This is a genomic window from Pseudomonas sp. QE6 (assembly GCF_041379005.1).
GTDB lineage: Bacteria > Pseudomonadota > Gammaproteobacteria > Pseudomonadales > Pseudomonadaceae > Pseudomonas.
This window is the reverse complement of the sequence record NZ_CP166873.1, coordinates 6,055,522-6,079,088: the sequence shown is the minus strand read 5'-3', so window position 1 is coordinate 6,079,088 and position 23,567 is coordinate 6,055,522. Positions and strand designations below refer to the sequence as shown.

Genomic DNA, 23,567 nt, shown 5'->3' with positions numbered 1-23,567 from the left:
CGCAGGGTTAAACTGCCCGACCCGTGGTGCCCGGCCTGAGCCGATGCGGGCCGCGATCCCCGAGACAGCCGTAGAGAGAAGCGAGCGATGCGTAAAGACAAGAAGCAGGTGATTGGCGAAGAAATCGGCGACGACGCCATCAAGCTGTTCCTCGACGTGGAACCGGCCGACGACACCCCGCCGTCCCTGCACAAGCTGGTCAAGGCCTATCGTGGCCTGCGCATCGATGACTTCGAGCGCTTCGTCGGCTTCTTCGTCGAGGCCGGCTATGACCTCAACGCCAAGGACGCCAAGGGCCAGGATTTCGTTGCTCTGATCCAGGACCAGCGCCAGGCCGAGCCCTATATCGAAGTGATCAAGGCTGCTCGCGGCTGATCGCATCGAAACGCTGAAAAGCCCGCCTTGTGCGGGCTTTTTTGTTTCTGCTGAGTGGCTGGCTGACGCTCCTATGGTCCGCGCTTCGCGCCCCTATCCCTGATTCCCCGCCTAGACTTCCCCTTACAACGATAACGACAAGGCGAGGACGAAGCCGTGCAAGTACAGCCCTATCTGTTTTTCCATGGTCGCGCCGATGAGGCCATTGCCTTCTACCAGCACGCCGTGGGCGCCCAACTCAACATGCTGATGCGCTACGAGGAGGCGCCCGGCCCGTCGCCGGTGCCGGACGGTTGGCTGGACAAGGTGATGCACGCCAGCCTGCGAATTGGCGAGACGGACGTCTTCCTGTCCGATGGCCGTGGCGAGCACAACGCCACCTTCAATGGATTCTCCCTGCACCTGACGCTGCGTAGCGTGGTGGCGGCGGAGCAGGCGTTCGCCGCGCTGGCGGAGGAGGGGCGGGTGGAGATGCCGCTGGAGAAAACCTTCTGGGCGCAGCGCTTCGGCATGCTCACCGACCGCTTCGGCGTAGGCTGGATGGTCAGTTGTCACTGACCCCGTACTTGGAACGAAAGCAGAAACGAAAAAGCCCGCCGGAAGGCGGGCTTTTTCACGAGCGCGAGGCTCAGGACGCGGCGACGATCTGCAGACGGTCGGCGGTCATCTGGTTGACTTCGCGGTAGACCTCGGCGTCGGTTTCCAGCTGCTTCTCGCGGGCCGGGAAGATCTCCTTGAGCTTCGCGGTCCACTCGGCCGACTTGTAGCGCTCGGGGAAGCAGCGCTCCAGCAGGCCCAGCATGATCGACACGGTCACCGAGGCGCCCGGCGAGGCGCCGAGCAGGGCGGCGATGCTGCCGTCCTGGGCCGCCACCAGTTCGGTACCGAACTGCAGGATGCCGCCTTTCTTCGGGTCCTTCTTGATGATCTGCACACGCTGGCCGGCGGTTTCCAGACGCCAGTCGGCCGGGTTCAGTTCCGGGTAGAACTTGCGCAGGGCTTCGATACGCTGGTCCATGGACTGCATGACTTCCTTCACCAGGTAGCGGGTGAGGTCCATGTTGTCGCGGGCCACGGCGAGCATCGGCAGCAGGTTGCTGGTGCGCACCGAGAGCGGCAGGTCGAGGAACGAACCATGGCGCAGGAACTTGGTGGAGAAGCCGGCGTAGGGGCCGAACAGCAGGGAGGTCTTGCCGTCGACTACGCGGGTGTCCAGGTGCGGTACGGACATCGGCGGGGCGCCCACTTCGGCCTGGCTGTAGACCTTGGCCTGGTGGTGCTTGACCACTTCCGGGTTGTCGCAACGCAGCCACTGGCCGCTCACCGGGAAGCCGCCGAAGCCCTTGCTTTCCGGGATGCCGGACATCTGCAGCAGCGGCAGTGCGCCGCCGCCGGCGCCGAGGAAGACGAACTTCGCCTTGACCTTGCGGGCCTCGCCGGTCTGGGTGTTCTTGATGTCCACCAGCCAGCCGTCAGCGCTGCGCTCAAGGCCGACCACTTTCTGGAAGTAGCGGACTGCGCTGCCTTCGCGGCTGGCCAGGTAGCTCAGCAACTGGTTGGTCAGGGCGCCGAAGTTGACGTCGGTGCCGCTTTCCACGCGGGTCATGGCGACCTGCTCGTCGGCCGGGCGGCCGGGCATGGTCAGCGGCGCCCACTCGGCGATCTTGCCGCGGTCCTCGGTGTATTCCATCGAGGTGAAGGCATGGTGCTGGCTGAGAAGCTCGAAACGCTTCTTCAGGAACGGAATGTCCTTGCCACGCACGAAGCTCATGTGCGGAACAGGGTTGATGAAGTTGCGCGGCGAGCCGAAGGCTTCCTTCCCTGTCAGGTAAGCCCAGAATTGCTTGGACACCTCGAACTGGGCGTTGATGTTCACCGCTTTCTTGATGTCGATCGAACCGTCGGCGGCCTGCGGGGTGTAGTTCAGCTCGCAGAGGCCGGCGTGGCCGGTACCGGCGTTGTTCCACGGGTTGGAACTTTCGATGGCCCCGGATTCCTGCAGTTCGACGATCTCGAGCTTGACGCTCGGATCGACTTCCTTGAGCAGGACAGCCAGGGTTGCGCTCATGATGCCGGCGCCTACCAGCAGCACGTCCATCGATTCGTAATCGTTCTGCGCCATTAACGCGTCTCCAGAAAACTATCAGCAGCCAGTTGTGACAGGGGCCTTGCGCTCACTGCGCGTGAAGCCGCCTGTCCGAATTCTTCTCGGGTCGCATGCGACCCTCCACGAATGCCTTCGGCCGGGATTGGAGGAGGAGAAAGCTGCACCTTCGCTCGGCAATCCACGGCGGACGATCAGGGCATCCGCAAGTGCATCGGGTGGGCGCTTATGCGCGGCTTCCGGTGCCGAAAAAGCGATTCAGTGCTGCGGGGACAGACGTTAATGGTGCTGCTACCGACGCAAAACTCTTCATTGCTCGCCACACTCTCGTGAAGTAGTGAAAAACCTTCAAATCACGCTCTTTTGGAGGCGTGAAACTCAAAGGGGATCGTCGTTGCGGGCCGGTCCGGTCTCCGTACGGAGGGGGCGGCTGCATCCTTGCCAAGCGTTCTGCGCAACGAACGTAAAGCGCGACGGCCAGTGACCGAGGCGAGTGGCGACTCTCTTTGAGGGGTGGCAGAGGCGAGACACGGTGTGTCGGCATCGTGCGGGGCCCGATCTGGAGGCGTCCTTATAATCGGGGGGCGATTATAACGGCGAAACAGAAAAAAAGCCCTGCACCTTAGACTTTTTTCCTAGGGTGTACCTCTTGATTTACAGTTTTCGCCCCGCCTTGGTGCGCCTCGCCTCAAGGCGGGTCAATACGGCATGTGGCCGCGCCCGTCGGGAACCCTGAGAGCGGGTTCCGCGTCCAATGGCCAGGCGCTATCTGCCCGCGCTGACGGCCGGTATACTGCCGGCCCATCGCCAACCCATGGAGAGATGAGCATGCTGCAACGCTTGTTGCTCAGCTTTATCGCTGCTGCCAGCCTGACCCTGACCGGCTGCGCGCTCAGCCCGCAACAACTCAATCCGGACCCGGTATTCAAGGGGCCCATCACCGCCGTTGGTCAGGGCCAGCCGGTGGTGGTCAAGGTCGTCGACGGCCGTCCCAGCACTGCGCTGGGCACCCGCGGTGGTCTGTACTCCGAAACCAGCCAGCTCACCGTGCGCAGCCAGGATGTGATTCCCAAGCTGCAGCTGCAGGCCGAAACCGCCGTGCGCCTGCTGGGCTTCACGCCGTCCCCCAACGCCTACAACGCACCACAGCTGACCCTGACCCTGGCCGAGCTGAAGTACCAGTCGCCCAAGGAAGGCATGTACGTCACCGAGGCCGACATCAGCGCGACCTTCCGCGTCGACGTGCAGACCAGCGCGCGTCACTACAGCGGCCGCTACGGCGCCGCGCTGAACCAGCGTTTCGGCATGGCGCCCAACGAGGCGACCAACAGCAAGCTGGTCGGCGACGTGCTCAGTGATGCCCTGAACCGCGTGTTCAAGGACCCGAGCATCGGCCAGACGCTGAACCAGCGCTGATCGCCGCATGGACATGAAAAAGCCCGGCCAATGCCGGGCTTTTTCATGGGCGGCTGAGCGCTGCGATCAGGCGGCCTGGCGGTAGGGATCGACCTCGATCGAGCGCATGCGCTCGTCGGTTTCCGGCAGGTCCAGGTGCTCATGGCCGCAGGCCTGGGTGTAGACCAGCCAATGGTCGTCCTGGACGTTGAAGGACAGCTCGACGACGACGGCTTCGATTTCTTCCAGGTGTTCGATCAGGTAAGCGTTTTCGTGGGGGATGATTTCGAGCATGGCGAATCTCCTTGGCGAAAGACTTTGATTGGCAGAATTCGTTAAAGCCAACAACGTGCCAGGGCGCGGGAGAGGTCTTAGACCGATTCTCGATAATTCTTACGCTCGTCGTAATTAAGCGTTACGCGCTGGCTGCGGTGACTGGCCTGCGGATAAAATGCGCGACGATTGTTTCCCATCCATGACGGGCGATGCCCGTTCATCCAGTAGACTCACCCCCGGCTTTCCTTCGTGATAACTGGTGTGCAGTCCCGAAGCGGAGGTTGTGATGTCGCTGCAGGCGCTCTGGAATCTGTTCCAGGCCCATCCTGGCCGGGTCCTCAACGATCTGGCGCTGTTCTTCACCCTGGCCGGTGCCTGGCTGCTGCTGGCCACCCGCCGCCGTGAACGCCTGGCCATGGCGCGTCTGGCCGCCGAAAGCGAAGTGCAGCCGATACCGCTGGACAGCTTCGAGCCGACACTGCGACTGAACCGCTTCTTCTACCGTTTCGGCTTCGCCTGCATGGCGCTGGCGCTGGCGGTCAGCTGGTACAGCACGCGGCTGTGACCGGCCGGAATTGAAAAAGGCGCCCGAGGGCGCCTTTTTTCATGCCTGCTTGAGGCGGTACTGGTTCAGCACCGGGTTGGCGTACTGCAGGATCAGGTACGGGCGCTGCTCGGCGGGGCATTCTGCCAGGCGACGCTCCCATTCGGTGCGGGCGCGGCGCAGCTCCTCGTCCTTGAACAGGCTGGCGGCGGTGGGCACCTGCAGCGCCGGATCGCGCAGCGCGGAAGCTTCGTAGGCCAGGTAGTGCACCGGGAACAGCCGGTAGTTGCCGAGGATCTGCCGGTCCAGCTCGGCGGCCAGCTGCTTGGTGTCGCCGAACTCTCCGGTGATCTGCTCGCCGAAGTTGATGTGCACCCGGCCCTTGTAGCCGGTGATGCCCTGCACGATGCTGCGGTCGTCCTCGCCCGGCGCCTTCCGGTACTCGCCGGTGGTGGCGCGGGTGAACAGTTCGCGGGCCTTGGCGGCGTCGCAGGGGTCGTATTCGTAGCTGATGGACACCGGGATCAGGTGCAGCTCGCGGATCACCTCGGCGAAAGGCTCATCCTTGCGGCTCATGTGGAACATCTTGAGGATCGCCGAGTCGGTGCGGTCGTCCCCGTCCTTGGCGCGGCCTTCGGCCTGGGCGATCCAGATCGACTGGCCGTCCTTGCAGATCGAGTGATTGATGTAGGCCGAGAGCTTCTGGTACGCCGCCAGCTTCTCGCGCCGGCCAGTGATCGAGCGGTGCACGATGAAACTCTTGTTCAGGCGCATCAGGTCGCTGACGAAGGGCTTCTGCAGGAGGTTGTCACCGATGGCGATGCGCGGCGTCGGCAGCTTGGCGTGGTAGATCGCGTAGTTGCAGAAGGCCGGATCCATCACGATGTCGCGGTGGTTGGCGATGAACAGGTAGGCGCAGCCAGGCTTCAGGCGCTCGACGCCGGAATAGGTGACGCCATCGGTGGCGTGCTCGATGGTGCGGTCGACATAGGGCTCGATCTTGTCCTGCAGCGCGATGACGGTGCGGATGCCGGTGACTTCGCGGGCCAGGCGATGAGCTATAAGGGGTCTGAGCAGCCAGCCGAGCGGACCGGACAGACGGGGGAAGCGGTAACGCGCCAGCGCGCCGAGGAAGGCGTCATCGCTCAGCAGGCGTTGCAGGACGGCCGGGACTTCGGCGTCATTGTACGGTCGGATGGCTTCGAACTCGCCCATCATGCTCTCTGATTGAATTTTTTAGGGGTATCACGGGCCGGGCCGCGAAGTAGACAGCTCGGAGGGTTGCCAGGGGACCGCTCGGTCAGACTGGGCACCCTGAAAGACCGCGCGATTATAAACGGAAGTCACGGGGGAACCAGCGATGCTCGAAAGTCAGGCCTATACCTGCCCCTATTGCGGCGAGCCGGCGGAGGCCCTGCTCGACCTGTCCGGGGGCGACCAGCGCTACTATGAAGATTGTCCGGTGTGTTGCCGGCCGATCCTGTTCCAGCTCTACACCGACGGTGTGGAGTGGTCCCTGGAAGTCCAGCGCGAGGACGACTGATGCAGCGAATCTACGAACCCGCCGACCTGATCGAGGCCGAACTGCTGGGCGGAATGCTGGCCAACGAGGGCATTTCGTCGCACCTGGGCGGACGCCACCTGCTCGGCGGCATTGGCGAGCTGCCGGGCATGGGCCTGTTGCACCTGTGGGTCGAGGATGAGCATGCCGAACGCGCGAGGGCGCTGATCGCCGCGTACAATGCCGCGCAACCCCTGCCGGGCCCCGCCGACGACAACGAGGCCGGTCCCGGCGTCCTGCTGTGCTGATTGATCGTTCCGAGAGCCCATGACCAGCCGCTATGCCCTGTTCCGCTGGAACCGCGAACTTGCCGAGAGCGCCGGTTTCCCCGCGGACCTGCAGCCGCAATGGAACCTCGCGCCCGGCGCCCGTGTGCTGGCGCTGCGCGAGGAGGGCGGCGCCCGCCGTGCCGATCTTGCGCGCTGGGGGCTGACGCCGGCCTGGCTCAAGGACCTGTCGCGCACACCGGCCCATGCCCGTGCCGAAACCATCGTCGAACAGCCGATGTTCCGCGACGCCTTCGCCCAGCGCCGCTGCCTGCTGCCGGCCAACGGCTTCTACGAGTGGCGCGGCGTGCGCAAGCGGCCGCACTGGATTTCCGGGGGCGGGTTGATCTGTTTCGCGGCGGTGTGGGAGGCCTATCCGGTGGAGGGCCACATCTATTACAGCGTGGCGATGGTGACCCAGGCGGCGGGGGACATGCGCCGGCCGCTGATCCTCGATGCGGCCGAGCAGGCACAGTGGTTGTCGAACGGGACCGAGACCGCGCGGTTGCAGGAGCTGCTGCTGCTGCCCCAGGCGCGGTTGCGCGAGCAGGCGCTGGCGAACTTCGTCAACGATCCTGCCTGCAATGGGCCGGAGTGTTTGACGCCCGCCTGAAAGGACGTGCCTGGGATGGGGTATTCGTTGCAGCGGTTGCGGATCGTAGGATGGCGTGGAGCGAAGCGATACCCATCAATGCTCGCACCGGCAGCATGGGTATCGCCTGGGCTCCACGCCATCCTACAAATGCGCATCTGCCGGCAGCATTGGGGGCAATAAGCGCCCCCACCGTTCGCTTTACACCTTGAACTGATTCACCAGCCGGCGCTGCTGCTCGGCCAGCTTGGTCAGCTCGGCGCTGGCCTGGGAGGCTTCGTCCGCGCCGCCAGCCACCTGGTTGGCGACCATGCCGATGTTGGTGACGTTGCGGTTGATGTCCTCGGCCACCGCGCTCTGCTCCTCGGCGGCACTGGCGATCTGGGTGTTCATGTCGTTGATCACCGACACTGCCTGGGTGATCGACTCCAGCGCCTGGGCCGCTTCGCTGGCATGGCGCACGCTGTCGTCGGTCTTCTCCTGGCTCTGCTGCATCACCTGCACCACTTCACGGGTGCCGTTCTGCAACTGCTGGATCATCGACTGGATTTCCTCGGTGGCCTGCTGGGTCTTCTGCGCCAGGTTGCGCACCTCATCAGCGACCACCGCGAAGCCGCGACCCTGTTCACCGGCGCGAGCGGCCTCAATGGCAGCGTTGAGGGCCAGCAGGTTGGTCTGTTCGGCGATGCCGCGGATGGCCACCAGGATCGCATTGATGTTCTCGCTGTCGCGGGCCAGGGTCTGGACCACGCCCACCGCGCGGCCGATCTCGCTGGCCAGCGCCTGGATCGCCGCCGAGCTGCTCTCGACGATGCGCTTGCCGTGGTGCGCGGCCTGGTCGGCGTGGTTGGCCGCCTCCGCCGCGTGGGTGGCGTTGCGCGCCACGTCCTGGGCGGTAGCGGTCATCTCGTGGACGGCGGTGGCGACCAGCTCGATTTCCGCCAGCTGCTGCTGCACGCCCTGGTTGGTGCGGATGGCGATGTCCGCGGTGTGCTCGGAGGAGTCGCTGACGCGCTGCACCGAGGTCACCACCTGGCCGATCATGCCCTGCAGCTTGCCGAGGAAGGTGTTGAAGCCCTTGGCGATGGAGCCCAGTTCGTCGGCGCGGTCGCTGGACAGGCGGCGGGTGAGGTCGCCTTCGCCCTGGGCGATGTCGTCGAGCATGCCGACCAGCTGGCGCAGCGGGCGGGCGATGCCGTGGCCAACCAGCCAGATCACGGCCAGGCCGATGGCGGCGATGAGCAGGCCCACCAGGGTCATGCCCAGGGTGTCGCCGTCGCGTTGGGACTTCAGGTCGCTCTGCAGCTTGTGCAGCTCACCCAGCACCGCCTCCTGCGGCAACTGCACGGCCAGCGTCCAGCGCACGCCGGTGTCGGCGATGGTGAAGGGCAGGAGCAGCTCGATCTGGCCACGCTCTGCGTCGAGCTTCGACAGCGGCTGGTCCAGCGTCAGCCGGGAAAGGCTGGCGAGGGTATCGGCATCCAGCACGCTGGTGGCCGGTTCGCCGAGCTTGCCGGCGTCCTTGGTATAGGCGACCAGGCGGCCGTTGCCGGAGATCAGCGCCATCTCGCCGGCGCCGTTGTAGAGCTGGCCGTCGGCGTTCTTGAGCAGGGTCTGGATGAAGTCCAGCGACAGGTCGACGCCCACCGATCCCTTGAACTGGCCGTTGACCAGGATCGGCGCGTTGAAGGAGGACATCAGCACCATCTTGCCGCCCATTTCATAGGGCGCCGGGTCGACGATGCAGGGCTGGCGCTTCTCTTTCGGGCACAGGTAGTACTCGCCCTCGCGCACGCCGGTGGGCTGCATCTTCTGGCTTTCCAGGGTGTCGCCCATGGCCTCGACGGTCAGGCCGCCGTCCTTGCGGTACCACCAGGGCATGAAGCGGCCGTCCGTGCCGTAGCCGGGCTTGCCGGCGTGCTCGCTGTCGCTGCCGGCGAAGGCGTTGGGTTCCCAGCCGGCGAAGGCATCGAGCAGCTTGGGGTTCTGCTCCACGGTCTGGCGCAGCAGGCCGGACATCTCGTCGCGGCTGATCGTCAGCAGCGGCGTGCCGCTGGCGTCGACCTTGCCCATCAGTGCGTTGGTGTTGGCCAGGTCCTTGGCGACGGTGAGCGGGTACTCCAGCTCGCGCTGGATCTGGCTGACCTGGCCGCGCGCCATGGCTACCAGGCGCTCGTTGATCACCTGTTCGAGCAGGGCCTGGGTGCGCTCCTGCACCAGTGCCTGGGTCCGTGCCCCTGCGAACAGCGCATACAGCACCAATGCCGCGACCACCGCCAAGACGCTGGCCCCGGCCAGCGCCACCACGGAAAACTGGATCGACTTGAATTTCATACGGGTACCCGATGTCCCAGAGCCTGCGTGTGCCTGGTTATCGGCATGACCCGCCGGTTTCATTAGGCACTGCTTGTAATGGGTTGTAACGCCGTTGTATGCCGCCTGCTGCGGGGGAGTTGCCGGCCACTGGGGCGCGGCCTACCATGCGCGCTGTCTTTGGGTGATTGCACAGTTTCAGGAGAGCATATGCCCCGTCTTTTCCGTGTCGCCGGCCTGGCCGCAGCCCTGCTGCTGACCGCTTGCCAGCAGGTGAACACCACCAGCGGGGGCGTCGTCGGCGTCAACCGCCAGCAGACCATGTTCAGCATGCTGTCCAGCGCGCAGGTCGACCAGATGTACGCCCAGTCCTACCAGCAGACCCTTGGCGAAGCGTCCAAGGCTGGCAAGCTGGACGCCAGCAGCAGCGATGCCAAGCGCGTGAAGGCCATCGCCAGCCGGTTGATTCCGCAGACCGGCGCCTTCCGTCCGGACGCCCCGTCCTGGAAGTGGGAAGTCAACGTGATCAAGAGCGACGAGCTCAACGCCAACTGCGGCCCCGGCGGCAAGATCATCGTCTACACCGGCCTGATCGATAAACTGCAGCTGACCGACGACGAACTCGCCGCTGTGATGGGCCACGAGATCGCCCACGCCCTGCGCGAGCACGGCCGCGAAGCCATGTCCCGCGCCTACGCCGAGCAGATGGGCCTGGGGATTGGTGGCGCGCTGCTGGGCCTGGGGCAGGGCAGTGTCGACCTGGCCCACCAGGTGGTGGAATACAGCATGACCCTGCCCAACAGCCGGCAGAACGAGAACGAAGCCGACCTGATCGGTCTGGAATTGGCCGCCCGCGCCGGCTATAACCCCAACGCCGCGATGACGTTGTGGCAGAAGATGGGACAGGCAGGCGGCGGCGAGGCGCCACCGGAAATCCTCAGCACCCACCCGGCCGACAGCACCCGGATGGCCAACCTGAAGGCCGCCATCCCGAAGGTGATGCCGCTGTACGAGCAAGCCAAGGGTCGCTGATGGCCTGCCAGGAGCGGCGCGTGGTAGCGCCGCTGTGCAACGTGAACAGGGAGCGCCCGTGAAAATTGCTGTACTCGGAGCCACAGGGCTCCTGGGCCATCACGCCGCCCGCGCCATCAAGGCTGCGGGACACCAGTTGGTGCTGATTCATCGACCGTCGTCGCAGATCCAGCGCCTGGCCTACCTCGAGCCGGAGTGCCGGGTGGCCGAGCTCTTCGATCACCAGGGCATGGCGCGCGCACTGAGCGGCCTGGATGCAGTGATCTTCAGTGCCGGCTACTACCCGGTGCGACCACGGCGCTGGCAGGAGGAGGTGGCCAGCGCCCTGGACCTGACCAACCATTTCTACGCCGCCTGCCTGCAGGCCAGGGTGCCGCGCATCCTCTACGTCGGCTCCGCCTTCGCCATGCCCTTGCACCCGCAGGGGCTGCCGGGGCACGAGGGGCTGTTCTACGAGGGCCTGCCCACCGGCAAGAGCGCCTATGTCATGTGCAAGTGGGCGCTCGACGAGCAGGCCCGCGAGCAGGCGCGGGGCGGGTTGCCGGTGGTGATCGGGATTCCCGGCATGGTGCTGGGCGAGCTCGACATCGGCCCCACCACCGGACGCTTGATCACCGCCATCGGGCATGACGAGATGCTTCACTACGTGCCGGGCCGGCGCAACGTGATCGATGCCTCCGAGGCCGGCCGCGGCCTGCTGCTGGCGCTGGAGCGCGGCCGGGTCGGCGAGCGTTACCTGCTCACCGGGCACAACATCGAGATGGGCGAGCTGACCGCCACCATCGCCCGCCTGCTGGGCAAGCCGGCGCCGACGCCGATGCCGCTGCATCGCGCCCGCGCCCTGGCGACCCTGGGACGCTGGCGTTACCGGCTGACCGGCAAGATGCCGCTGCTGGACGACACGGCGATCGAGGTGATGGCCGGCGGGCAGTTCCTCGACGGGCGCAAGGCGCGTGAAGAGCTGCGCTTCGAGGCCCAGGTGCCGCTGGAAGAGACGCTGGAGCGGGCGATTGCCTGGTTCCATGCCAACGACTATCTCTGACCCTCCTACGAAGAGCGCAAATGAAAAAGCCCGGCATTGCCGGGCTTTTTCAGGTCAGGGCAGCGCCTTCTCCGCAAACGGTCGGTTCTGCAGCCCCATCTGCGCGCGGAAGCTCTCCATGTCGAACATGGTGCACAGTTCGAGGATTTCCCCGGTGCTGCTGAATACCCAGAAGCCCATGGCCGACAGGCTGAGGATCTTCTCGCTGGCCGGATAGCCGAAGGCGGGGCGGGAGATGCTGCCCAACAGGGTGCTCCAGGTGAACACCTTGTTGCCTTCGCGGATGCATTCCTCCACCACCACTTCCAGGTCCGGCATGGCCGAGCGGATGCCCTCCACCAGCCGGCGGTAGCCGGCATTGTTCAGCGGCTGAGCGGTGAAGGCGCTCTTGTAGAGGAAGTCCGGGCTGTGCAGTTGCTCGGCCAGCGCCAGATGTCCCTTGTTCCAGACAAGGTCGATGTGCTGGCGGGCGAGCCTCTTGAGATCCTTCTCAGCCATGGTGTGTCCTGTGATTCCTGAAATACGGGGAGAATGGCGCACCACTGTGTATCGATCATGAAACATGGGCATTGGCCGGCGCGCCAGGTTCCTCCGTGCTCAGGTCAGACCACGCCACCCAGTTGCAGTGCGTGCCAGGCAGCGGCCAGGCCGAGGATGGCGAAGGCGGCGGCGGCCAGGCGACGGATCAGGTTGAGCGGCAGGCGGTCGGCGGCGAAGTTGCCCGCCAGCACCACCGGCACGTTGGCGATCAGCATGCCCAGCGTGGTGCCCAGCACCACCAGCAGGAAATGCGGGTACTGCGCGGCCAGCATCACGGTGGCGACCTGGGTCTTGTCGCCCATCTCGGCGAGGAAGAAGGCGATCAGGGTGGTGAGGAACGGGCCGAACTTCTTCAGCGCGCCTTCTTCGTCGTCATCCAGCTTGTCGGGGATCAGCGTCCAGGCGGCGACGGCCAGGAAGCAGGCGGCCAGCACCCAGCTCAGTGCGGTGGCGGAGAAGAAGCTGGCGACCCAGCTGCCGACGGCACCGGCGGCGAAGTGGTTGGCCAGGGTGGCGGCGATGATCCCGGCGATGATCGGCCAGGGCTTGCGGAAACGGGCGGCGAGGACGAGCGCGAGCAGTTGCGTCTTGTCGCCGATTTCGGCCAGGGCAACGATCAGGGTTGGGACGAAGAGGGATTCCATCAGGCTTCCTAAGGGGCGGGTCGACTAAGCACCATGACACGCGCCACCTGCCCGCCCCGGGTCAGGTTGCTCGTGTCATAGGTCTTGTCAAACCCGGGCCTGAGCGTTGCAGGCGGGTCGCACGCGCCATGGTCTGCGGACCAAGTGTGTTGACGCGTACCGGGCGAGCTGGGGGCTCGCGGGAGACTACTCCCCTAGGACGGGGCGCATTCTGCCCAAGTCCTGGGACTTGGGCAAGCCTGCGCGTCGGATCATTCGCGGTGGGAGCGGATGTCCATGTCCTCGTAGCGGATGAAGCGGGTGCCGTTCTTGAAGCGGTAACCCAGCCAGATCGAGAGGAACAGCGGGATGGTGATGTAGGTGGCGACCAGCCCGGCCCAATCCACGTGCTCGCCGACGAACGCCTGGTAGTTCTGCCCCAGGGTGATGATCAGGCAGAGGGTGAAGGCGAACAGCGGACCGAAGGGGAACCATTTGGCGCGGTAGGGCAGGCTGTTCAAGTCGCCGCCCTGCAGGATGAAGGCCTTGCGGAAGCGGTAGTGCGACACTGCGATGCCCAGCCAGACGATGAACCCGCACATGCCCGAGGCGTTGAGCAGCCAGGTGTAGACGGTCTTGTCGCCGATGAAGCTGGTGAGGAAGCACAGCGCGCCGACGAAGGTGGTGGCCAGCAAGGCGTAGCGCGGCACCCCGCTGACGGACACCTGGCTGAATACCCGTGGCGCCTTGCCGTGCAGGGCCATGGTGTAGAGCATCCGGGTCGAGGCGTACATGCCGGAGTTGCCGGCCGAGAGAATCGCCGAGAGGATCACCGCGTTCATCACGCCGGCCGCGGCGGCCAGGCCCGCGCGCTCGAACAGGAGGGTGAAGGGCGAGGTGCTGATGTCGCTGCTGTCGGTCTTGAGCAGGTTCGGATCGGTGTAGGGGATCAGCATGCCGATCACGAAGATTGACAGGATGTAGAACATCAGGATTCGCCAGAACACCTGGCGGATGGCGATGGGGATGGACTTCTGCGGGTTCTCCGATTCGCCCGCGGCGACGCCGATCAGCTCGGTGCCCTGGAAGGAGAAGCCGGCGATCATCGCCACCCCGATCATCGCCTGCAGGCCGCCGACGAAGGGCGCGTCACCGGTGGTGAAGTTGCTGAAGCCGGGGCTGTCGACGCCGTGCATGATGCCGATGATGCTGGCCAGGCCGATGGCGATGAACACCACCACGGCGACCACCTTGATCAGCGCGAACCAGAACTCGCTCTCGCCGAAACCCTTCACCGAGAAGTAGTTGAGCATGAACATGATGCCCAGGAACACCACGCTCCAGTAGATGCCGGGCACGTCGGGGAACCAGAACTTCATCACCAGCTGCGCGGCCACCAGTTCCGCGGCGATGGTCACCGCCCAGTTGTACCAGTAGTTCCAGCCCATGGCGAAACCGAAGCCATCGTCGATGAAACGGCTGCCATAGGTGCAGAACGAGCCGGAATCGGGGATATACGCCGCCAGCTCGCCCAGGCTGGTCATCAGGAAGAACACCATCAGGCCGATCAGTGCATAGGCCATCAGCGCGCCGCCGGGGCCGGCGGTGGCGATGGTGCTGCCGGAGGCGACGAAAAGGCCGGTGCCGATGGAACCGCCGATGGCGATCATGTTCAGGTGGCGGGGCTTGAGAGAGCGCTTGAGGTGATGCGGCTTCTCTTTCGGCCCCATGGCGAATGTCAGCTCGACATCGTCGTTGATTCTTCGATTCACAGGTGTCCTCGATCAGTCTGGGCGTGCGTCGGCGCGCCGGTCCGTGGCTCGGTGCAGTGTAGTGCGAGCCTTCGGTCAGCGCCGTCGGGCGCTGTAGATACGGAAGCCGTCGGCCTCGGCCAGGGTCTGGCAGGGGCCGAGATGCTGCTCGATCAGCGGCGGGTATTTCAGGAAGCTGTTGGCCACCAGGCGCAGCTCGCCGCCGCCCGCCAGGTGGCGGGCCGACTGGCGCAGCAGGTGTTCGGTGGCGGCATAGCTGGTGTGCACGCCCTGGTGGAAGGGCGGATTGCTGACGATCGCGGCGAGCCCGGTGGGGGCGGCGTCGATGCCGTCGCCGGCGATCACCTCGGCGCTGAGGCCATTGGCGGCCAGGGTCAGTCGGCTGCTTTCGATGGCGAAGGCGTCGACATCCAGCAGGGTCAGCTGGCTTTGGGGATAACGGCGTTTGAGGGTGGCGCCGATGACGCCCGCGCCGCAGCCGAAGTCCAGCACCTGGCCGCTCGGCAGGCCGTCCAGCTGCTCCAGCAGCAGGGCGCTGCCGTGATCCAGGCGACCGTGGCTGAACACGCCGGGCAGGGTGACCACCTGCAGCGGGCCGTCGGCCAGCGGCAGTTCGTAGCGTTGTGCCAGGGCGTGCAGATCCGGCGCTGCGGGCGCGCCGTCGACGTGCGCATGCCACAGTTGGCAGTGGCGGGCGCTGTCGAGCTTGCTGGCGCGGCCGAAGACGGCGAGCTGTTTGCTGGCGCGCTCGACGCCAGCACGCTTTTCGCCGACCAGATACAGCTCGCCCGCCGGCACACGGCTGGCGAGGGCGGCGAGCAGGTAATCGGTGAGTTCGCGGGACTTGGGCAGGAACAGCACGGCGGCGTCGAACGCGCCTTCAGGCGGTGTCGCGCCGAAGTGGCAACGGCCCGGATAGCGGGCTTCGAGCTGCTGGCTTTCGCCGGCGTGCCAGCTCCAGCCATGGGCCTGCGGCAGGTCGCCGAGCAGGGCGTCGGCGGGCAGGCCGGCGAGCAGGACGCGGCCCTGGAAGCGCTCGATCTGGCGCAGCAGCACTTCACTGGTGGGGGCGTTGGACATGCGGCCTCCTCGAAAAAAGGGCGCGAGTTTAGCAGGGCTGCAATGGCCGAGCCTAGGCGAGCCGCACCTCGGCGTTGCTCCAGAAGTCCTCGCCGCGCAGTTCCAGGCGGCCTGCCGCGACCAGTTCGCACAGGCGCCAGGCAGCCAGCAGGTCGCTGACGAACAGGCCTTCGACATAGGCCATGGTCGGGCCGATCACCGACTGCACCGGACGCCAGGACTCGCTGGCGCTGTCCAGCAGGATTCGGTCGATGTGATCAAAGCCGGCGCCGCTCAACTGGCCGTCCAGCCACAGGCGCAGTTCGGCGTTGGCGGCCAGCGCGCGTTGCCAGTCTTCGCCGAGGCACTGGCGTTCGGTGGCATCCACTTCGTGGCTGGCGGCCAGGGCATTGGCCAGCTCCTCGGGCTTCAGCATGGCGATGGCGTGGCGATCGTCGCAGCGGCATTGACCACTGCCGGCGCCAACGCTACGCAGGGTGACGTGCGCCGGCAGCAGGGCGCAGACGCGGCGCAGCAGCAGTTGCTCGCTGGCACTGTCGCCGTGCCAGAGGGTGACGATGGTGGCGTCCGGGCTGCGCAGCCAGTTCGCGTCGGTGGCCAGTTCGACGGCGATTTCCCGTTCGCGCAGGGCATCGCCGCCCAGTTCATGCCAGAACGCGGCGCGTTGTTGGCAGGGGGGCGAGTCCACATCGCTCAGCGGGCCGACGGCCAGATCATCCGGCATCACGCGGATTCTCTTCTCGACCAGTACGCCGGCTTCTACTGCCCGGCGCAGTGCGTGGGCGGCGCCGTCGCCGCAGACCAGGTGCAGGCTCATGGCGCCACCACCCGGCGCGGCTCGCCAGCGAAGAAGCTGGCGGCGTTCTCGCTCAATTGGCCGACGATGCGTTGCCTGGCCTCGCGGCTCCCCCAGGCGCTGTGCGGGGTGAGGATGAAGCGCGGGAGGTCGCCGGCCAGCAGCGGGTTGCCGTCTTTCGGCGGCTCCACGCTGAGCACGTCGAACGCCGCGCCGCCCAGGTGGCCGCGGCGCAGGGTATCGGCCAGCGCCTGCTCGTCGACGAGCCCCCCACGGGCGGTGTTGATCAGGAAGGCGTGGGGTTTCATCAGGTCCAGTTCGCGCTGGCCGATCAGGTTGCGCGTGGCTTCGGTCAGCGGGCAGTGCAGGGTGAGGGCGTCGACCTGCGGCAGCAGTTCGTCCAGGGGCAGGCGGTCAGTGCGCGGCGGGCGGCCGGGCAGGGCGCCGAGCAGCACGCGCATGCCAAAGGCGTCCGCCAGCTTCGCTACCGCGCCGCCCAGTTCACCGTGGCCGAGCAGGCCGAGGGTCTTGCCTTCCAGTTCGACGATGGGGAAATCCAGCAGGCAGAACTGCGGCGCTTGCTGCCAGCGCCCGGCGCGTACCGCCGCCTGGTAGTCGGGCAACCGGGTGGCCAGGGCGAGCAGCAGCATCAGGGTGTGCTGGGCCACCGACGGGGTGCCGTAGCCCTGGCAGTTGCTGACCGTCACGCCGTGACGGCGGGCGGCGGCAAGGTCGATGTTGTTGGTGCCGGTGGCGGCGACCAGGATCAGTTTCAGCTCCGGGCAGCGCTCCAGTACCGCGGCGTCGATGCGCACCTTGTTGCTGATGGCCACCTGGGCGCCTTCGAGCCGCTCGGCCACCTGCTCCGCATCGCTGCGCCCGTGCAGGACCAGTTCGCCGAACTGCGCGCGCAGCGGCGCGAGGTCGAGGTCGCCGAGGTCGAGGGAGGCATGGTCGAGGAAGACGGCGCGAGCGCTGTTCATGGGTGGCTGTACCTTTTGCGGTGATTCGGTGTGACGTAAGGTAATCAGCCTAACTGTTTTCCGAACGCTCTGCGGAGGCGCGATGTACTGGACGGAATTTCTCACCGTGGCATTCATCCACCTGCTGGCGGTGGCCAGCCCCGGTCCGGACTTCGCCGTGGTGGTGCGCGAGAGCGTGACCCACGGGCGCCGTGCCGGCACCTGGACGGCGCTGGGTGTTGGCAGTGCGATCTTCCTGCACGTGACCTATTCGCTGCTGGGGATCGGCCTGATCGTGTCGCAGTCCATCGTGCTGTTCAACGCCCTGAAGTGGCTGGCGGCGGCCTACCTGCTGTACATCGGCATCAAGGCGCTGCGGGCGCGGCCGGCCGATCCGGCGGCTGCCGAAAGCATCGTCGCGCCGGTGGTGCGCACCGCGCGCGGGGCCTATGTCGCCGGGTTCGTCACCAATGGCCTGAACCCGAAGGCGACGCTGTTCTTCCTCTCGTTGTTCACCGTGGTGATCAACCCGCATACACCCCTGATGGTCCAGGCGGGTTATGGCGTGTACCTGGCCTGCGCGACGGCCGCCTGGTTCTGCCTGGTGGCGCTGCTGTTCAGCCAGCAGCGCGTGCGCGCCGGCTTCGCCCGCATGGGCCATTGGTTCGACAGGATGATGGGCGTGGTGCTGGTGGGATTGGGGATCAAGCTGGCGTTCACCGAGCTGCGCTGAAGCACGGATGACCCTTCCGTAGGAGCAACTGTCTTGTCCCGGCTGAATCTGTGCCAGGGCTTTCCCCCTCACCCCAGCCCTCTCCCGGAGGGAGAGAGGGCAGATCGTGCCGGCTGATGTCATGGTTTCATCCTGCACCGAACGGTTCCCTCTCCCGCTTGCGGGAGAGGGTTCGGGTGAGGGGCTCTTGATTTTGTAGGAGCGGACCTTGTCCGCGATGGCCCCTTGGCCGGCCTTCCGGCCGGATCGCGGATGAAGCCGCTCCTACAACAGCCCCCTCGATGCAGGCCGGCTCAGGCCTTGATCTCCGCAAGCTGCGCCAACGCCTGCAGGTACTCGCGCGGATTCTCCCCCAGCAATCGCCTGAACATCGCGCTGAACGACCGTCCGCTGGTGTAGCCCAGCGCCGCCGCCACGCTCTGTACGCTCTCGCCGGCCAGCAGGCGCGGCAGCGCTTCGGTCAGGCGCAGCTGCTGGCGCCATTCCTGATAGCTCATGCCCAGTTCCTGGCGGAACAGCCGGGCCAGGGTGCGCGAGCTGGCGCCTACCTGCTGGCCCCAGTCCTCCAGTGTGTGCGGGTGCTCCGGGTGCTTGAGCAGCGCCTTGCAGATCGCCTGCAGGCGGCGGTCGGTCGGCAGCGGCAGGGCAAGGGGCAGACGCTCCAGGGTGGCGATCTCCAGCAGGATCAACTGCTCCAGCAGCGGCAGTGCCGGTTCGCCCGGCTGCGCCTGCCAGCGGATGCAGCGCAGGATCATCTCCCGCAACAGGGGCGTGACCGCCAGCACGCAGCAGTCGGCCAGGTTTGCCGGGCAGGCCTCGGCGCGGATGAACAGGGTGCGCATGTGCACCTCGCCGGACATGTGGATCTCATGCCGGGTGCCCGGCGGAATCCACACTGCGCGGGTCGGCGGGATGACCCAGGCGCCCTGGCCGGTGACCAGGCGCATCATGCCGCTGGCGGCGTAGAGCAGCTGCGCCTGCGGATGGTCGTGGGGTTGCACGTGGTGCCCGTCGACGTAGTCGAGGCCGATCGCGGCGAGGCGTGAGTCCTGGGGAATGTGCAGGTGCATGTCGGATTCGATGACTTTTCTGTCAGGTCTGCGATTTTTCGACAGCCTAGCATGGACCTTCCTCCACTCAAGCCGAGAGCCCGACGCCATGTCACGACCTCGAACGATCATCCGCTACATCAACGCCGCCCATATCATCGACCACATGTTCATGCTGATCTTCCCGGCCGCCGTGCTGGGCATGACGCAGAGCTTCGGTCTGAGCTATGCCGAAATGATCGGTCTGTCCCTGGGCGGCTTCATCGCCTTCGGTGCCTGTTCGATCCCGGCCGGCTGGCTGGGCGACAAGTGGGACCGCCGGCACATGATGCAGCTGTTCTTCTTCGGCATCGGCGCGTCTTCCATCCTCACCGGCCTGGCCGGTTCGGTGCCGCTGCTGGTTGCCGGCCTGACCCTGATCGGCGTGTTCGCCGCGATCTACCACCCGGTGGGTACCGCGATGCTGGTGGCCCATGCGCAGAACCGTGGTCACGAGATCGGCATCAACGGCATGTGGGGCAACCTCGGCGTGGCCTTCGCCGCGTTGCTGACCGGCTTTCTCACCGCCCACTTCGGCTGGCGCGCGGCGTTCATCCTGCCGGGCGCCGTGGCGGTGTTGATCGGCATCGGCTTCGCCTGGCAGGTCCGTGCCGAGGCGCCGGTGGCGGTGCAGCATCCGGCGCCACGGGGTGTGGGCGGGCAGAGACTGTCGATGCCCCGGGTGTTCGGCGTACTGGCGCTGGTGACGGCCACCGGCGGCGTGGTGTTCAACGCCAGCACCGTGACCTATCCGCGCCTGTTCCAGGTGCGTCTGGAAGAACTGCTGGCCTCGCCGGAAAGCCTCGGTGTGGTGGTCAGCCTGGCCTATGCCTTTGGCGCCGTGGCGCAGTTGATCATGGGGCGGCTGCTGGACCGCTTCAGCCTCAAGGGCCCGTTCCTGCTCATGACCTTCTGCCAGGGCCCGCTGCTGGTGGCGCTGGCCTATGCCGAAGGCTGGCCGGTGGCGGTGGTCGGTGCGCTGTTCATGTTCGCGGTGTTCGGCCAGGTGACGGTGAACGACGCGATGGTCGCCAACTTCGTCGCGCCGCAGTGGCAGGCGCGGGTGTTCGCCCTGCGGTACTTCGTCTCCTTCGGCGCTAGCGCGGCGGCGATTCCGCTGATCAGCTATATCGAGCCGCGCCAGGGTTTGGCCGGGTTGTACCTGATCCTGGCGGTGCTCGGGGTGGTTACCTTCCTGGCGGCGGTGGTGTTCCCGCGCACGGCGGCACATGCGCCGAAGGTGGCGACGGCCTGAAACGAAAAAGGGGCGCCCGAGGCGCCCCTTTTTCATGCCTGACCGAAGATCAGACCAGCTCGATCGCCACCGCGGTGGCTTCGCCGCCGCCGATGCACAGCGAGGCGACGCCACGCTTGCCACCCTTCTTCTGCAGGGCGTTGATCAGGGTGATGATGATCCGCGAGCCGGTGGAGCCGACCGGGTGGCCCTGGGCGCAGGCGCCGCCGTAGACGTTGACCTTGGCGTGGTCCAGGCCGTGTTCGCGCATGGCGAGCATGGTGACCATGGCGAAGGCTTCGTTGATCTCGAACAGGTCCACGTCATCCTTGCTCCAGCCGGCTTTCTTGAACAGGTTGGTCATGGCGCCGATCGGGGCGAGGGTGAACTCGGCCGGGTCCTGGCTCTGGGTGGCGTGGGCGACGATCTTGGCCAGCGGCTTCAGGCCACGGCGCGCGGCTTCTTCGGCGGTCATCAGGACCAGCGCGGAGGCGCCGTCGGAGATGGAGCTGGCGTTGGCGGCGGTGATGGTGCCGTCCTTCTTGAACGCCGGCTTCAGGCCCGGGATCTTGTCCAGGTTGGCGGTCAGCGGCTGCTCGTCGTCCTTCACCACGGTCTCGCCCTTGCGGGTGGTCACGGTGACCGGAACGATTTCCGAGTCCAGCGAGCCGTCCTTGATGGCAGCCTGGGCACGCTTGAGGGATTCGATGGCGTAGGCGTCCATTTCCTCACGGGTCACGCCGTACTTGTCGGCGGTTTCCTGGGCGAAGGAGCCCATCAGGCGGCCGGTGCGGGCGTCTTCCAGGCCGTCGAGGAACATGTGGTCCTTGATCTCGCCGTGGCCCATGCGCAGGCCGGTGCGGGCCTTTTCGATCACGTAGGGCGCGTTGGACATGCTTTCCATGCCGCCGGCGACCATCACGTCGTTGGTGCCCGCCTTGAGCAGGTCGTGGGCCAGCATCACGGCCTTCATGCCGGAGCCGCAGAGCTTGTTGATGGTGGTGCAGCCGGTGGCGGCGGGCAGGCCGGCGTTCAGCGCCGCCTGGCGGGCCGGGCCTTGCTTCAGGCCGGCGGGCAGTACGTTGCCCATGATCACTTCCTGCACGTCCTCGGGCTGGATACCGGCACGGGCAATGGCTTCGCGGATGGCGACGGCGCCCAGCTCCACGGCGGGAACGCCGGACAGGCTGCCCTGGAAGCCGCCCATGGGAGTACGGGCGCCGCTGACGATGACGATCTCGGACATGAAACTACCTCTTTGCTCTTGTTGTAGGAGCCCGCGTATGACCGGCTGCGCGTCGGCAGAGCTGCGTTGGAAGCAGGCCATACCCGTACTCCGGGTAAGGGGCCGGCCGTGAACGACCGGGCGGGATGGATTCTACCGCGTGACTGGATGTGGCCAAAGAGTCATTGGCAAATCACTCTTTTGACTGATGAACGGACACCGGGAGGCCTCTAGAGTCGCAATCATCCTGATGTATTCCTTCTGGAAATCCAGCCGTGAGAGTGTCCCGCCATGCTGAAAACCCGCGTCATCCCTGCTGCACAGAATGCCTACCAGTACCCGTTGCTGATCAAGAGCCTGCTGCTTTCGGGCAGCCGTTATGAAAAGGGCAGGGAGATTGTCTACCGCGACAGCGTGCGCTACAGCTATGCCACCTTCAACGAGCGCGTGGCGCGGCTGGCCAACGTACTGACCGAGGCGGGCGTGAAGGCCGGCGACACCGTGGCGGTGATGGACTGGGACAGCCATCGCTACCTGGAATGCATGTTCGCCATCCCGATGATCGGCGCGGTGCTGCACACCATCAACATCCGCCTCTCGCCCGACCAGATCCTCTACACCATGAACCACGCCGACGACCGCTTCGTGCTGGTCAACAGCGAGTTCGTGCCGCTCTACCAGGGCATCGCCGCTCAGCTGACCACGGTGGAAAAGACCCTGCTGCTCACCGACGGCGCCGACAAGAGCTGCGCGCTGCCCAACTGCGTGGGCGAGTATGAAACCCTGCTGGCGGCGGCCAGCCCGCGCTACGCCTTCCCCGATTTCGACGAGAACTCGGTGGCCACCACCTTCTATACCACCGGCACCACCGGCAACCCCAAGGGCGTGTACTTCACCCACCGCCAGCTGGTGCTGCACACCCTGGCGATGGCCTCGACCATCGGCAGCCTGGACAGCATTCGCCTGATGGGCACCGATGACGTGTACATGCCTATCACCCCGATGTTCCACGTCCACGCCTGGGGCGTGCCCTACGTGGCCACCATGCTGGGGGTGAAGCAGGTGTATCCGGGCCGCTACGAGCCGGAGCTGCTGTGCAAGCTGATCCGCGAGGAAAAGGTGACCTTCTCCCACTGCGTGCCGACCATCCTGCAGATGATGCTCAACGCCGCCAGCGCCAAGGACTACGACTTCGGTGGGCTGAAGATCATCATCGGCGGCAGCGCGCTGAACCGCGCCCTGTATGACGCCGCCAAGGCCCGTGGCATCCAGCTGACCGCCGCCTACGGCATGTCCGAGACCTGCCCGCTGATCTCCTGCGGCTACCTCAACCAGGAGCTGCGCGCCGGCACCGAGGATGAGCGCACCACCTACCGGATCAAGGCCGGCGTGCCGGTGCCGATGGTAGAGGCGGCGATCATGGACGAACACGGCCAGCTTCTCCCGGCCGACGGCGAATCCCAGGGCGAACTGGTGCTGCGCGCACCCTGGCTGACCCAGGGTTACTTCCAGGAACCTCAGAAGGGCGAGGAACTCTGGGCCGGCGGCTGGATGCATACCGGCGACGTCGCGACCCTCGACGGCATGGGCTTCATCGACATCCGCGACCGTATCAAGGACGTGATCAAGACCGGCGGCGAGTGGCTGTCGTCGCTGGAGCTGGAAGACCTGATCAGCCGGCACCCTGCGGTGCGCGAAGTCGCCGTGGTGGGCGTGCCCGATCCGCAATGGGGCGAGCGCCCCTTCGCCCTGCTGGTGCTGCGCGAGGGCCAGTCGCTGGACGCCAAGGGGCTGAAGGAGCACCTCAAGCCTTTCGTCGAGCAGGGGAACATCAACAAGTGGGCGATTCCGTCTCAGATAGCCGTTGTTACTGAAGTTCCCAAGACCAGTGTCGGCAAGCTCGACAAGAAGCGTATCCGGGTAGACATCGCCCAATGGCAGGAGGCCGGCAGCGCCTTCCTCTCCACGGTTTGAGCGACGACCGGTTGGTCAGTGTGTGAAGCATCCGTGCCAA

Annotated in this window: 24 protein-coding genes and 1 riboswitch; of the genes, 12 read left to right on the top strand and 12 right to left on the bottom strand. The window is 66.0% G+C overall.

What is annotated here, in order from left to right:
• Positions 1-87 precede the first annotated feature (87 nt).
• Positions 88-375: a PA4642 family protein gene (locus tag ACAW63_RS27760; RefSeq protein WP_371230707.1), complete on the top strand. Its 288-nt coding sequence runs from the start codon at positions 88-90 to the stop codon at positions 373-375.
• Between the two features lie 156 nt (positions 376-531).
• Positions 532-933, top strand: a complete 402-nt coding sequence (locus ACAW63_RS27755; RefSeq protein WP_371230705.1) for a VOC family protein — start codon at positions 532-534, stop codon at positions 931-933.
• 70 nt (positions 934-1,003) lie between these two features.
• Here the strand turns inward: ACAW63_RS27755 and mqo are convergent, their stop codons facing one another.
• Complete coding sequence (mqo, locus tag ACAW63_RS27750; RefSeq protein ID WP_371230704.1) at positions 1,004-2,497, bottom strand: malate dehydrogenase (quinone); 1,494 nt, start codon at positions 2,495-2,497, stop codon at positions 1,004-1,006.
• 810 nt (positions 2,498-3,307) lie between these two features.
• On the opposite strand from mqo, the gene ACAW63_RS27745 reads away from it, so the two are divergent.
• Entirely contained in the window at positions 3,308-3,895 is a 588-nt protein-coding gene (locus tag ACAW63_RS27745; protein ID WP_275608547.1) for a YajG family lipoprotein, read from the top strand.
• A gap of 66 nt (positions 3,896-3,961) precedes the next feature.
• Here the strand turns inward: ACAW63_RS27745 and ACAW63_RS27740 are convergent, their stop codons facing one another.
• The gene (locus ACAW63_RS27740; RefSeq protein ID WP_275608546.1) at positions 3,962-4,168 is read right to left on the bottom strand and encodes a hypothetical protein; all 207 of its coding nucleotides are present in this window, start codon (positions 4,166-4,168) and stop codon (positions 3,962-3,964) included.
• A 268-nt stretch (positions 4,169-4,436) separates the two neighbouring features.
• Here ACAW63_RS27740 and ACAW63_RS27735 point away from each other — a divergent pair, with 268 nt between their 5' ends.
• On the top strand, positions 4,437-4,715 hold the full coding sequence (locus ACAW63_RS27735) for a hypothetical protein (RefSeq protein ID WP_371230703.1): 279 nt from the start codon (positions 4,437-4,439) through the stop codon (positions 4,713-4,715).
• Between the two features lie 39 nt (positions 4,716-4,754).
• On the opposite strand, the gene ACAW63_RS27730 is transcribed toward ACAW63_RS27735, so the two are convergent.
• Positions 4,755-5,912 carry a 1-acyl-sn-glycerol-3-phosphate acyltransferase gene (locus tag ACAW63_RS27730; protein ID WP_371230702.1) on the bottom strand — a complete coding sequence of 386 codons (1,158 nt, stop codon included), beginning with the start codon at positions 5,910-5,912 and terminating at the stop codon, positions 4,755-4,757.
• A gap of 142 nt (positions 5,913-6,054) precedes the next feature.
• Here ACAW63_RS27730 and ACAW63_RS27725 point away from each other — a divergent pair, with 142 nt between their 5' ends.
• Genes ACAW63_RS27725 through ACAW63_RS27715 form a run of 3 tightly spaced genes read left to right on the top strand, consistent with a single transcriptional unit; the run spans position 6,055 to position 7,134 of the window.
• Positions 6,055-6,237, top strand: coding sequence for a CPXCG motif-containing cysteine-rich protein (locus ACAW63_RS27725; protein WP_371230701.1), 183 nt, complete (start codon positions 6,055-6,057; stop codon positions 6,235-6,237).
• Positions 6,237-6,503, top strand: a complete 267-nt coding sequence (locus tag ACAW63_RS27720; RefSeq protein WP_207885993.1) for a DUF2007 domain-containing protein — start codon at positions 6,237-6,239, stop codon at positions 6,501-6,503. Before ACAW63_RS27725 ends, ACAW63_RS27720 begins: the two co-directional genes overlap by 1 nt.
• A 19-nt stretch (positions 6,504-6,522) precedes the next feature.
• The gene (locus tag ACAW63_RS27715) at positions 6,523-7,134 is read left to right on the top strand and encodes an SOS response-associated peptidase (protein WP_371230699.1); all 612 of its coding nucleotides are present in this window, start codon (positions 6,523-6,525) and stop codon (positions 7,132-7,134) included.
• 180 nt (positions 7,135-7,314) lie between these two features.
• Here the strand turns inward: ACAW63_RS27715 and ACAW63_RS27710 are convergent, their stop codons facing one another.
• Positions 7,315-9,447, bottom strand: a complete 2,133-nt coding sequence (locus ACAW63_RS27710) for a methyl-accepting chemotaxis protein (RefSeq protein WP_371230697.1) — start codon at positions 9,445-9,447, stop codon at positions 7,315-7,317.
• A gap of 189 nt (positions 9,448-9,636) precedes the next feature.
• Between ACAW63_RS27710 and ACAW63_RS27705 the strand changes: the two genes are divergently transcribed.
• Together ACAW63_RS27705 and ACAW63_RS27700 are read left to right on the top strand one after the other, a co-directional pair.
• Positions 9,637-10,458 carry a M48 family metallopeptidase gene (locus ACAW63_RS27705; protein WP_371230695.1) on the top strand — a complete coding sequence of 274 codons (822 nt, stop codon included), beginning with the start codon at positions 9,637-9,639 and terminating at the stop codon, positions 10,456-10,458.
• Between the two features lie 34 nt (positions 10,459-10,492).
• Positions 10,493-11,500 carry an NAD-dependent epimerase/dehydratase family protein gene (locus ACAW63_RS27700; RefSeq protein ID WP_371230693.1) on the top strand — a complete coding sequence of 336 codons (1,008 nt, stop codon included), beginning with the start codon at positions 10,493-10,495 and terminating at the stop codon, positions 11,498-11,500.
• 54 nt (positions 11,501-11,554) lie between these two features.
• Here the strand turns inward: ACAW63_RS27700 and ACAW63_RS27695 are convergent, their stop codons facing one another.
• From ACAW63_RS27695 to ACAW63_RS27670, 6 genes are all read right to left on the bottom strand, one after another.
• Positions 11,555-11,998 (bottom strand): ketosteroid isomerase-related protein, encoded by a 444-nt coding sequence (locus ACAW63_RS27695; protein ID WP_243806462.1) that lies wholly within the window; start codon positions 11,996-11,998, stop codon positions 11,555-11,557.
• 104 nt (positions 11,999-12,102) lie between these two features.
• Positions 12,103-12,684 (bottom strand): TMEM165/GDT1 family protein, encoded by a 582-nt coding sequence (locus ACAW63_RS27690; protein WP_275608536.1) that lies wholly within the window; start codon positions 12,682-12,684, stop codon positions 12,103-12,105.
• Between the two features lie 90 nt (positions 12,685-12,774).
• Positions 12,775-12,891: riboswitch (yybP-ykoY riboswitch) on the bottom strand.
• Between the two features lie 44 nt (positions 12,892-12,935).
• Entirely contained in the window at positions 12,936-14,393 is a 1,458-nt protein-coding gene (locus ACAW63_RS27685; RefSeq protein WP_371234816.1) for an amino acid permease, read from the bottom strand.
• A 117-nt stretch (positions 14,394-14,510) separates the two neighbouring features.
• Complete coding sequence (locus tag ACAW63_RS27680; protein WP_371230691.1) at positions 14,511-15,515, bottom strand: methyltransferase; 1,005 nt, start codon at positions 15,513-15,515, stop codon at positions 14,511-14,513.
• Positions 15,516-15,567: 52 nt separating this feature from the next.
• A complete protein-coding gene (locus ACAW63_RS27675) occupies positions 15,568-16,332 on the bottom strand; it encodes a DUF3658 domain-containing protein (RefSeq protein ID WP_371230689.1) in 765 nt (254 codons plus the stop codon).
• A complete protein-coding gene (locus ACAW63_RS27670) occupies positions 16,329-17,294 on the bottom strand; it encodes a 2-hydroxyacid dehydrogenase (RefSeq protein WP_371230687.1) in 966 nt (321 codons plus the stop codon). Before ACAW63_RS27670 ends, ACAW63_RS27675 begins: the two co-directional genes overlap by 4 nt.
• 82 nt (positions 17,295-17,376) lie before the next feature.
• On the opposite strand from ACAW63_RS27670, the gene ACAW63_RS27665 reads away from it, so the two are divergent.
• On the top strand, positions 17,377-18,006 hold the full coding sequence (locus ACAW63_RS27665) for a LysE family translocator (protein WP_371230685.1): 630 nt from the start codon (positions 17,377-17,379) through the stop codon (positions 18,004-18,006).
• 293 nt (positions 18,007-18,299) lie between these two features.
• On the opposite strand, the gene ACAW63_RS27660 is transcribed toward ACAW63_RS27665, so the two are convergent.
• Positions 18,300-19,076, bottom strand: coding sequence for a helix-turn-helix transcriptional regulator (locus tag ACAW63_RS27660; protein WP_371230683.1), 777 nt, complete (start codon positions 19,074-19,076; stop codon positions 18,300-18,302).
• An 88-nt stretch (positions 19,077-19,164) separates the two neighbouring features.
• Between ACAW63_RS27660 and ACAW63_RS27655 the strand changes: the two genes are divergently transcribed.
• Entirely contained in the window at positions 19,165-20,349 is a 1,185-nt protein-coding gene (locus tag ACAW63_RS27655) for an MFS transporter (protein WP_343577449.1), read from the top strand.
• Between the two features lie 49 nt (positions 20,350-20,398).
• Here ACAW63_RS27655 and ACAW63_RS27650 read toward each other — a convergent pair whose 3' ends face one another.
• Positions 20,399-21,574 carry an acetyl-CoA C-acyltransferase gene (locus ACAW63_RS27650; protein ID WP_371230681.1) on the bottom strand — a complete coding sequence of 392 codons (1,176 nt, stop codon included), beginning with the start codon at positions 21,572-21,574 and terminating at the stop codon, positions 20,399-20,401.
• A 270-nt stretch (positions 21,575-21,844) separates the two neighbouring features.
• On the opposite strand from ACAW63_RS27650, the gene ACAW63_RS27645 reads away from it, so the two are divergent.
• Positions 21,845-23,527: a fatty acid--CoA ligase gene (locus tag ACAW63_RS27645; RefSeq protein ID WP_371230680.1), complete on the top strand. Its 1,683-nt coding sequence runs from the start codon at positions 21,845-21,847 to the stop codon at positions 23,525-23,527.
• Positions 23,528-23,567: the final 40 nt, after the last annotated feature.

Coding starts and splice junctions, on each gene's coding strand:
- ACAW63_RS27760 (WP_371230707.1), top strand. CDS start 88: ATGCGTAAAGACAAGAAGCAGGTGATTGGCGAAGAAATCGGCGACGAC.
- mqo (WP_371230704.1), bottom strand. CDS start 2,497: ATGGCGCAGAACGATTACGAATCGATGGACGTGCTGCTGGTAGGCGCC.
- ACAW63_RS27745 (WP_275608547.1), top strand. CDS start 3,308: ATGCTGCAACGCTTGTTGCTCAGCTTTATCGCTGCTGCCAGCCTGACC.
- ACAW63_RS27740 (WP_275608546.1), bottom strand. CDS start 4,168: ATGCTCGAAATCATCCCCCACGAAAACGCTTACCTGATCGAACACCTG.
- ACAW63_RS27735 (WP_371230703.1), top strand. CDS start 4,437: ATGTCGCTGCAGGCGCTCTGGAATCTGTTCCAGGCCCATCCTGGCCGG.
- ACAW63_RS27730 (WP_371230702.1), bottom strand. CDS start 5,912: ATGATGGGCGAGTTCGAAGCCATCCGACCGTACAATGACGCCGAAGTC.
- ACAW63_RS27725 (WP_371230701.1), top strand. CDS start 6,055: ATGCTCGAAAGTCAGGCCTATACCTGCCCCTATTGCGGCGAGCCGGCG.
- ACAW63_RS27720 (WP_207885993.1), top strand. CDS start 6,237: ATGCAGCGAATCTACGAACCCGCCGACCTGATCGAGGCCGAACTGCTG.
- ACAW63_RS27715 (WP_371230699.1), top strand. CDS start 6,523: ATGACCAGCCGCTATGCCCTGTTCCGCTGGAACCGCGAACTTGCCGAG.
- ACAW63_RS27710 (WP_371230697.1), bottom strand. CDS start 9,447: ATGAAATTCAAGTCGATCCAGTTTTCCGTGGTGGCGCTGGCCGGGGCC.
- ACAW63_RS27705 (WP_371230695.1), top strand. CDS start 9,637: ATGCCCCGTCTTTTCCGTGTCGCCGGCCTGGCCGCAGCCCTGCTGCTG.
- ACAW63_RS27695 (WP_243806462.1), bottom strand. CDS start 11,998: ATGGCTGAGAAGGATCTCAAGAGGCTCGCCCGCCAGCACATCGACCTT.
- ACAW63_RS27690 (WP_275608536.1), bottom strand. CDS start 12,684: ATGGAATCCCTCTTCGTCCCAACCCTGATCGTTGCCCTGGCCGAAATC.
- ACAW63_RS27685 (WP_371234816.1), bottom strand. CDS start 14,393: ATGGGGCCGAAAGAGAAGCCGCATCACCTCAAGCGCTCTCTCAAGCCC.
- ACAW63_RS27680 (WP_371230691.1), bottom strand. CDS start 15,515: ATGTCCAACGCCCCCACCAGTGAAGTGCTGCTGCGCCAGATCGAGCGC.
- ACAW63_RS27675 (WP_371230689.1), bottom strand. CDS start 16,332: ATGAGCCTGCACCTGGTCTGCGGCGACGGCGCCGCCCACGCACTGCGC.
- ACAW63_RS27670 (WP_371230687.1), bottom strand. CDS start 17,294: ATGAACAGCGCTCGCGCCGTCTTCCTCGACCATGCCTCCCTCGACCTC.
- ACAW63_RS27665 (WP_371230685.1), top strand. CDS start 17,377: ATGTACTGGACGGAATTTCTCACCGTGGCATTCATCCACCTGCTGGCG.
- ACAW63_RS27660 (WP_371230683.1), bottom strand. CDS start 19,076: ATGCACCTGCACATTCCCCAGGACTCACGCCTCGCCGCGATCGGCCTC.
- ACAW63_RS27655 (WP_343577449.1), top strand. CDS start 19,165: ATGTCACGACCTCGAACGATCATCCGCTACATCAACGCCGCCCATATC.
- ACAW63_RS27650 (WP_371230681.1), bottom strand. CDS start 21,574: ATGTCCGAGATCGTCATCGTCAGCGGCGCCCGTACTCCCATGGGCGGC.
- ACAW63_RS27645 (WP_371230680.1), top strand. CDS start 21,845: ATGCTGAAAACCCGCGTCATCCCTGCTGCACAGAATGCCTACCAGTAC.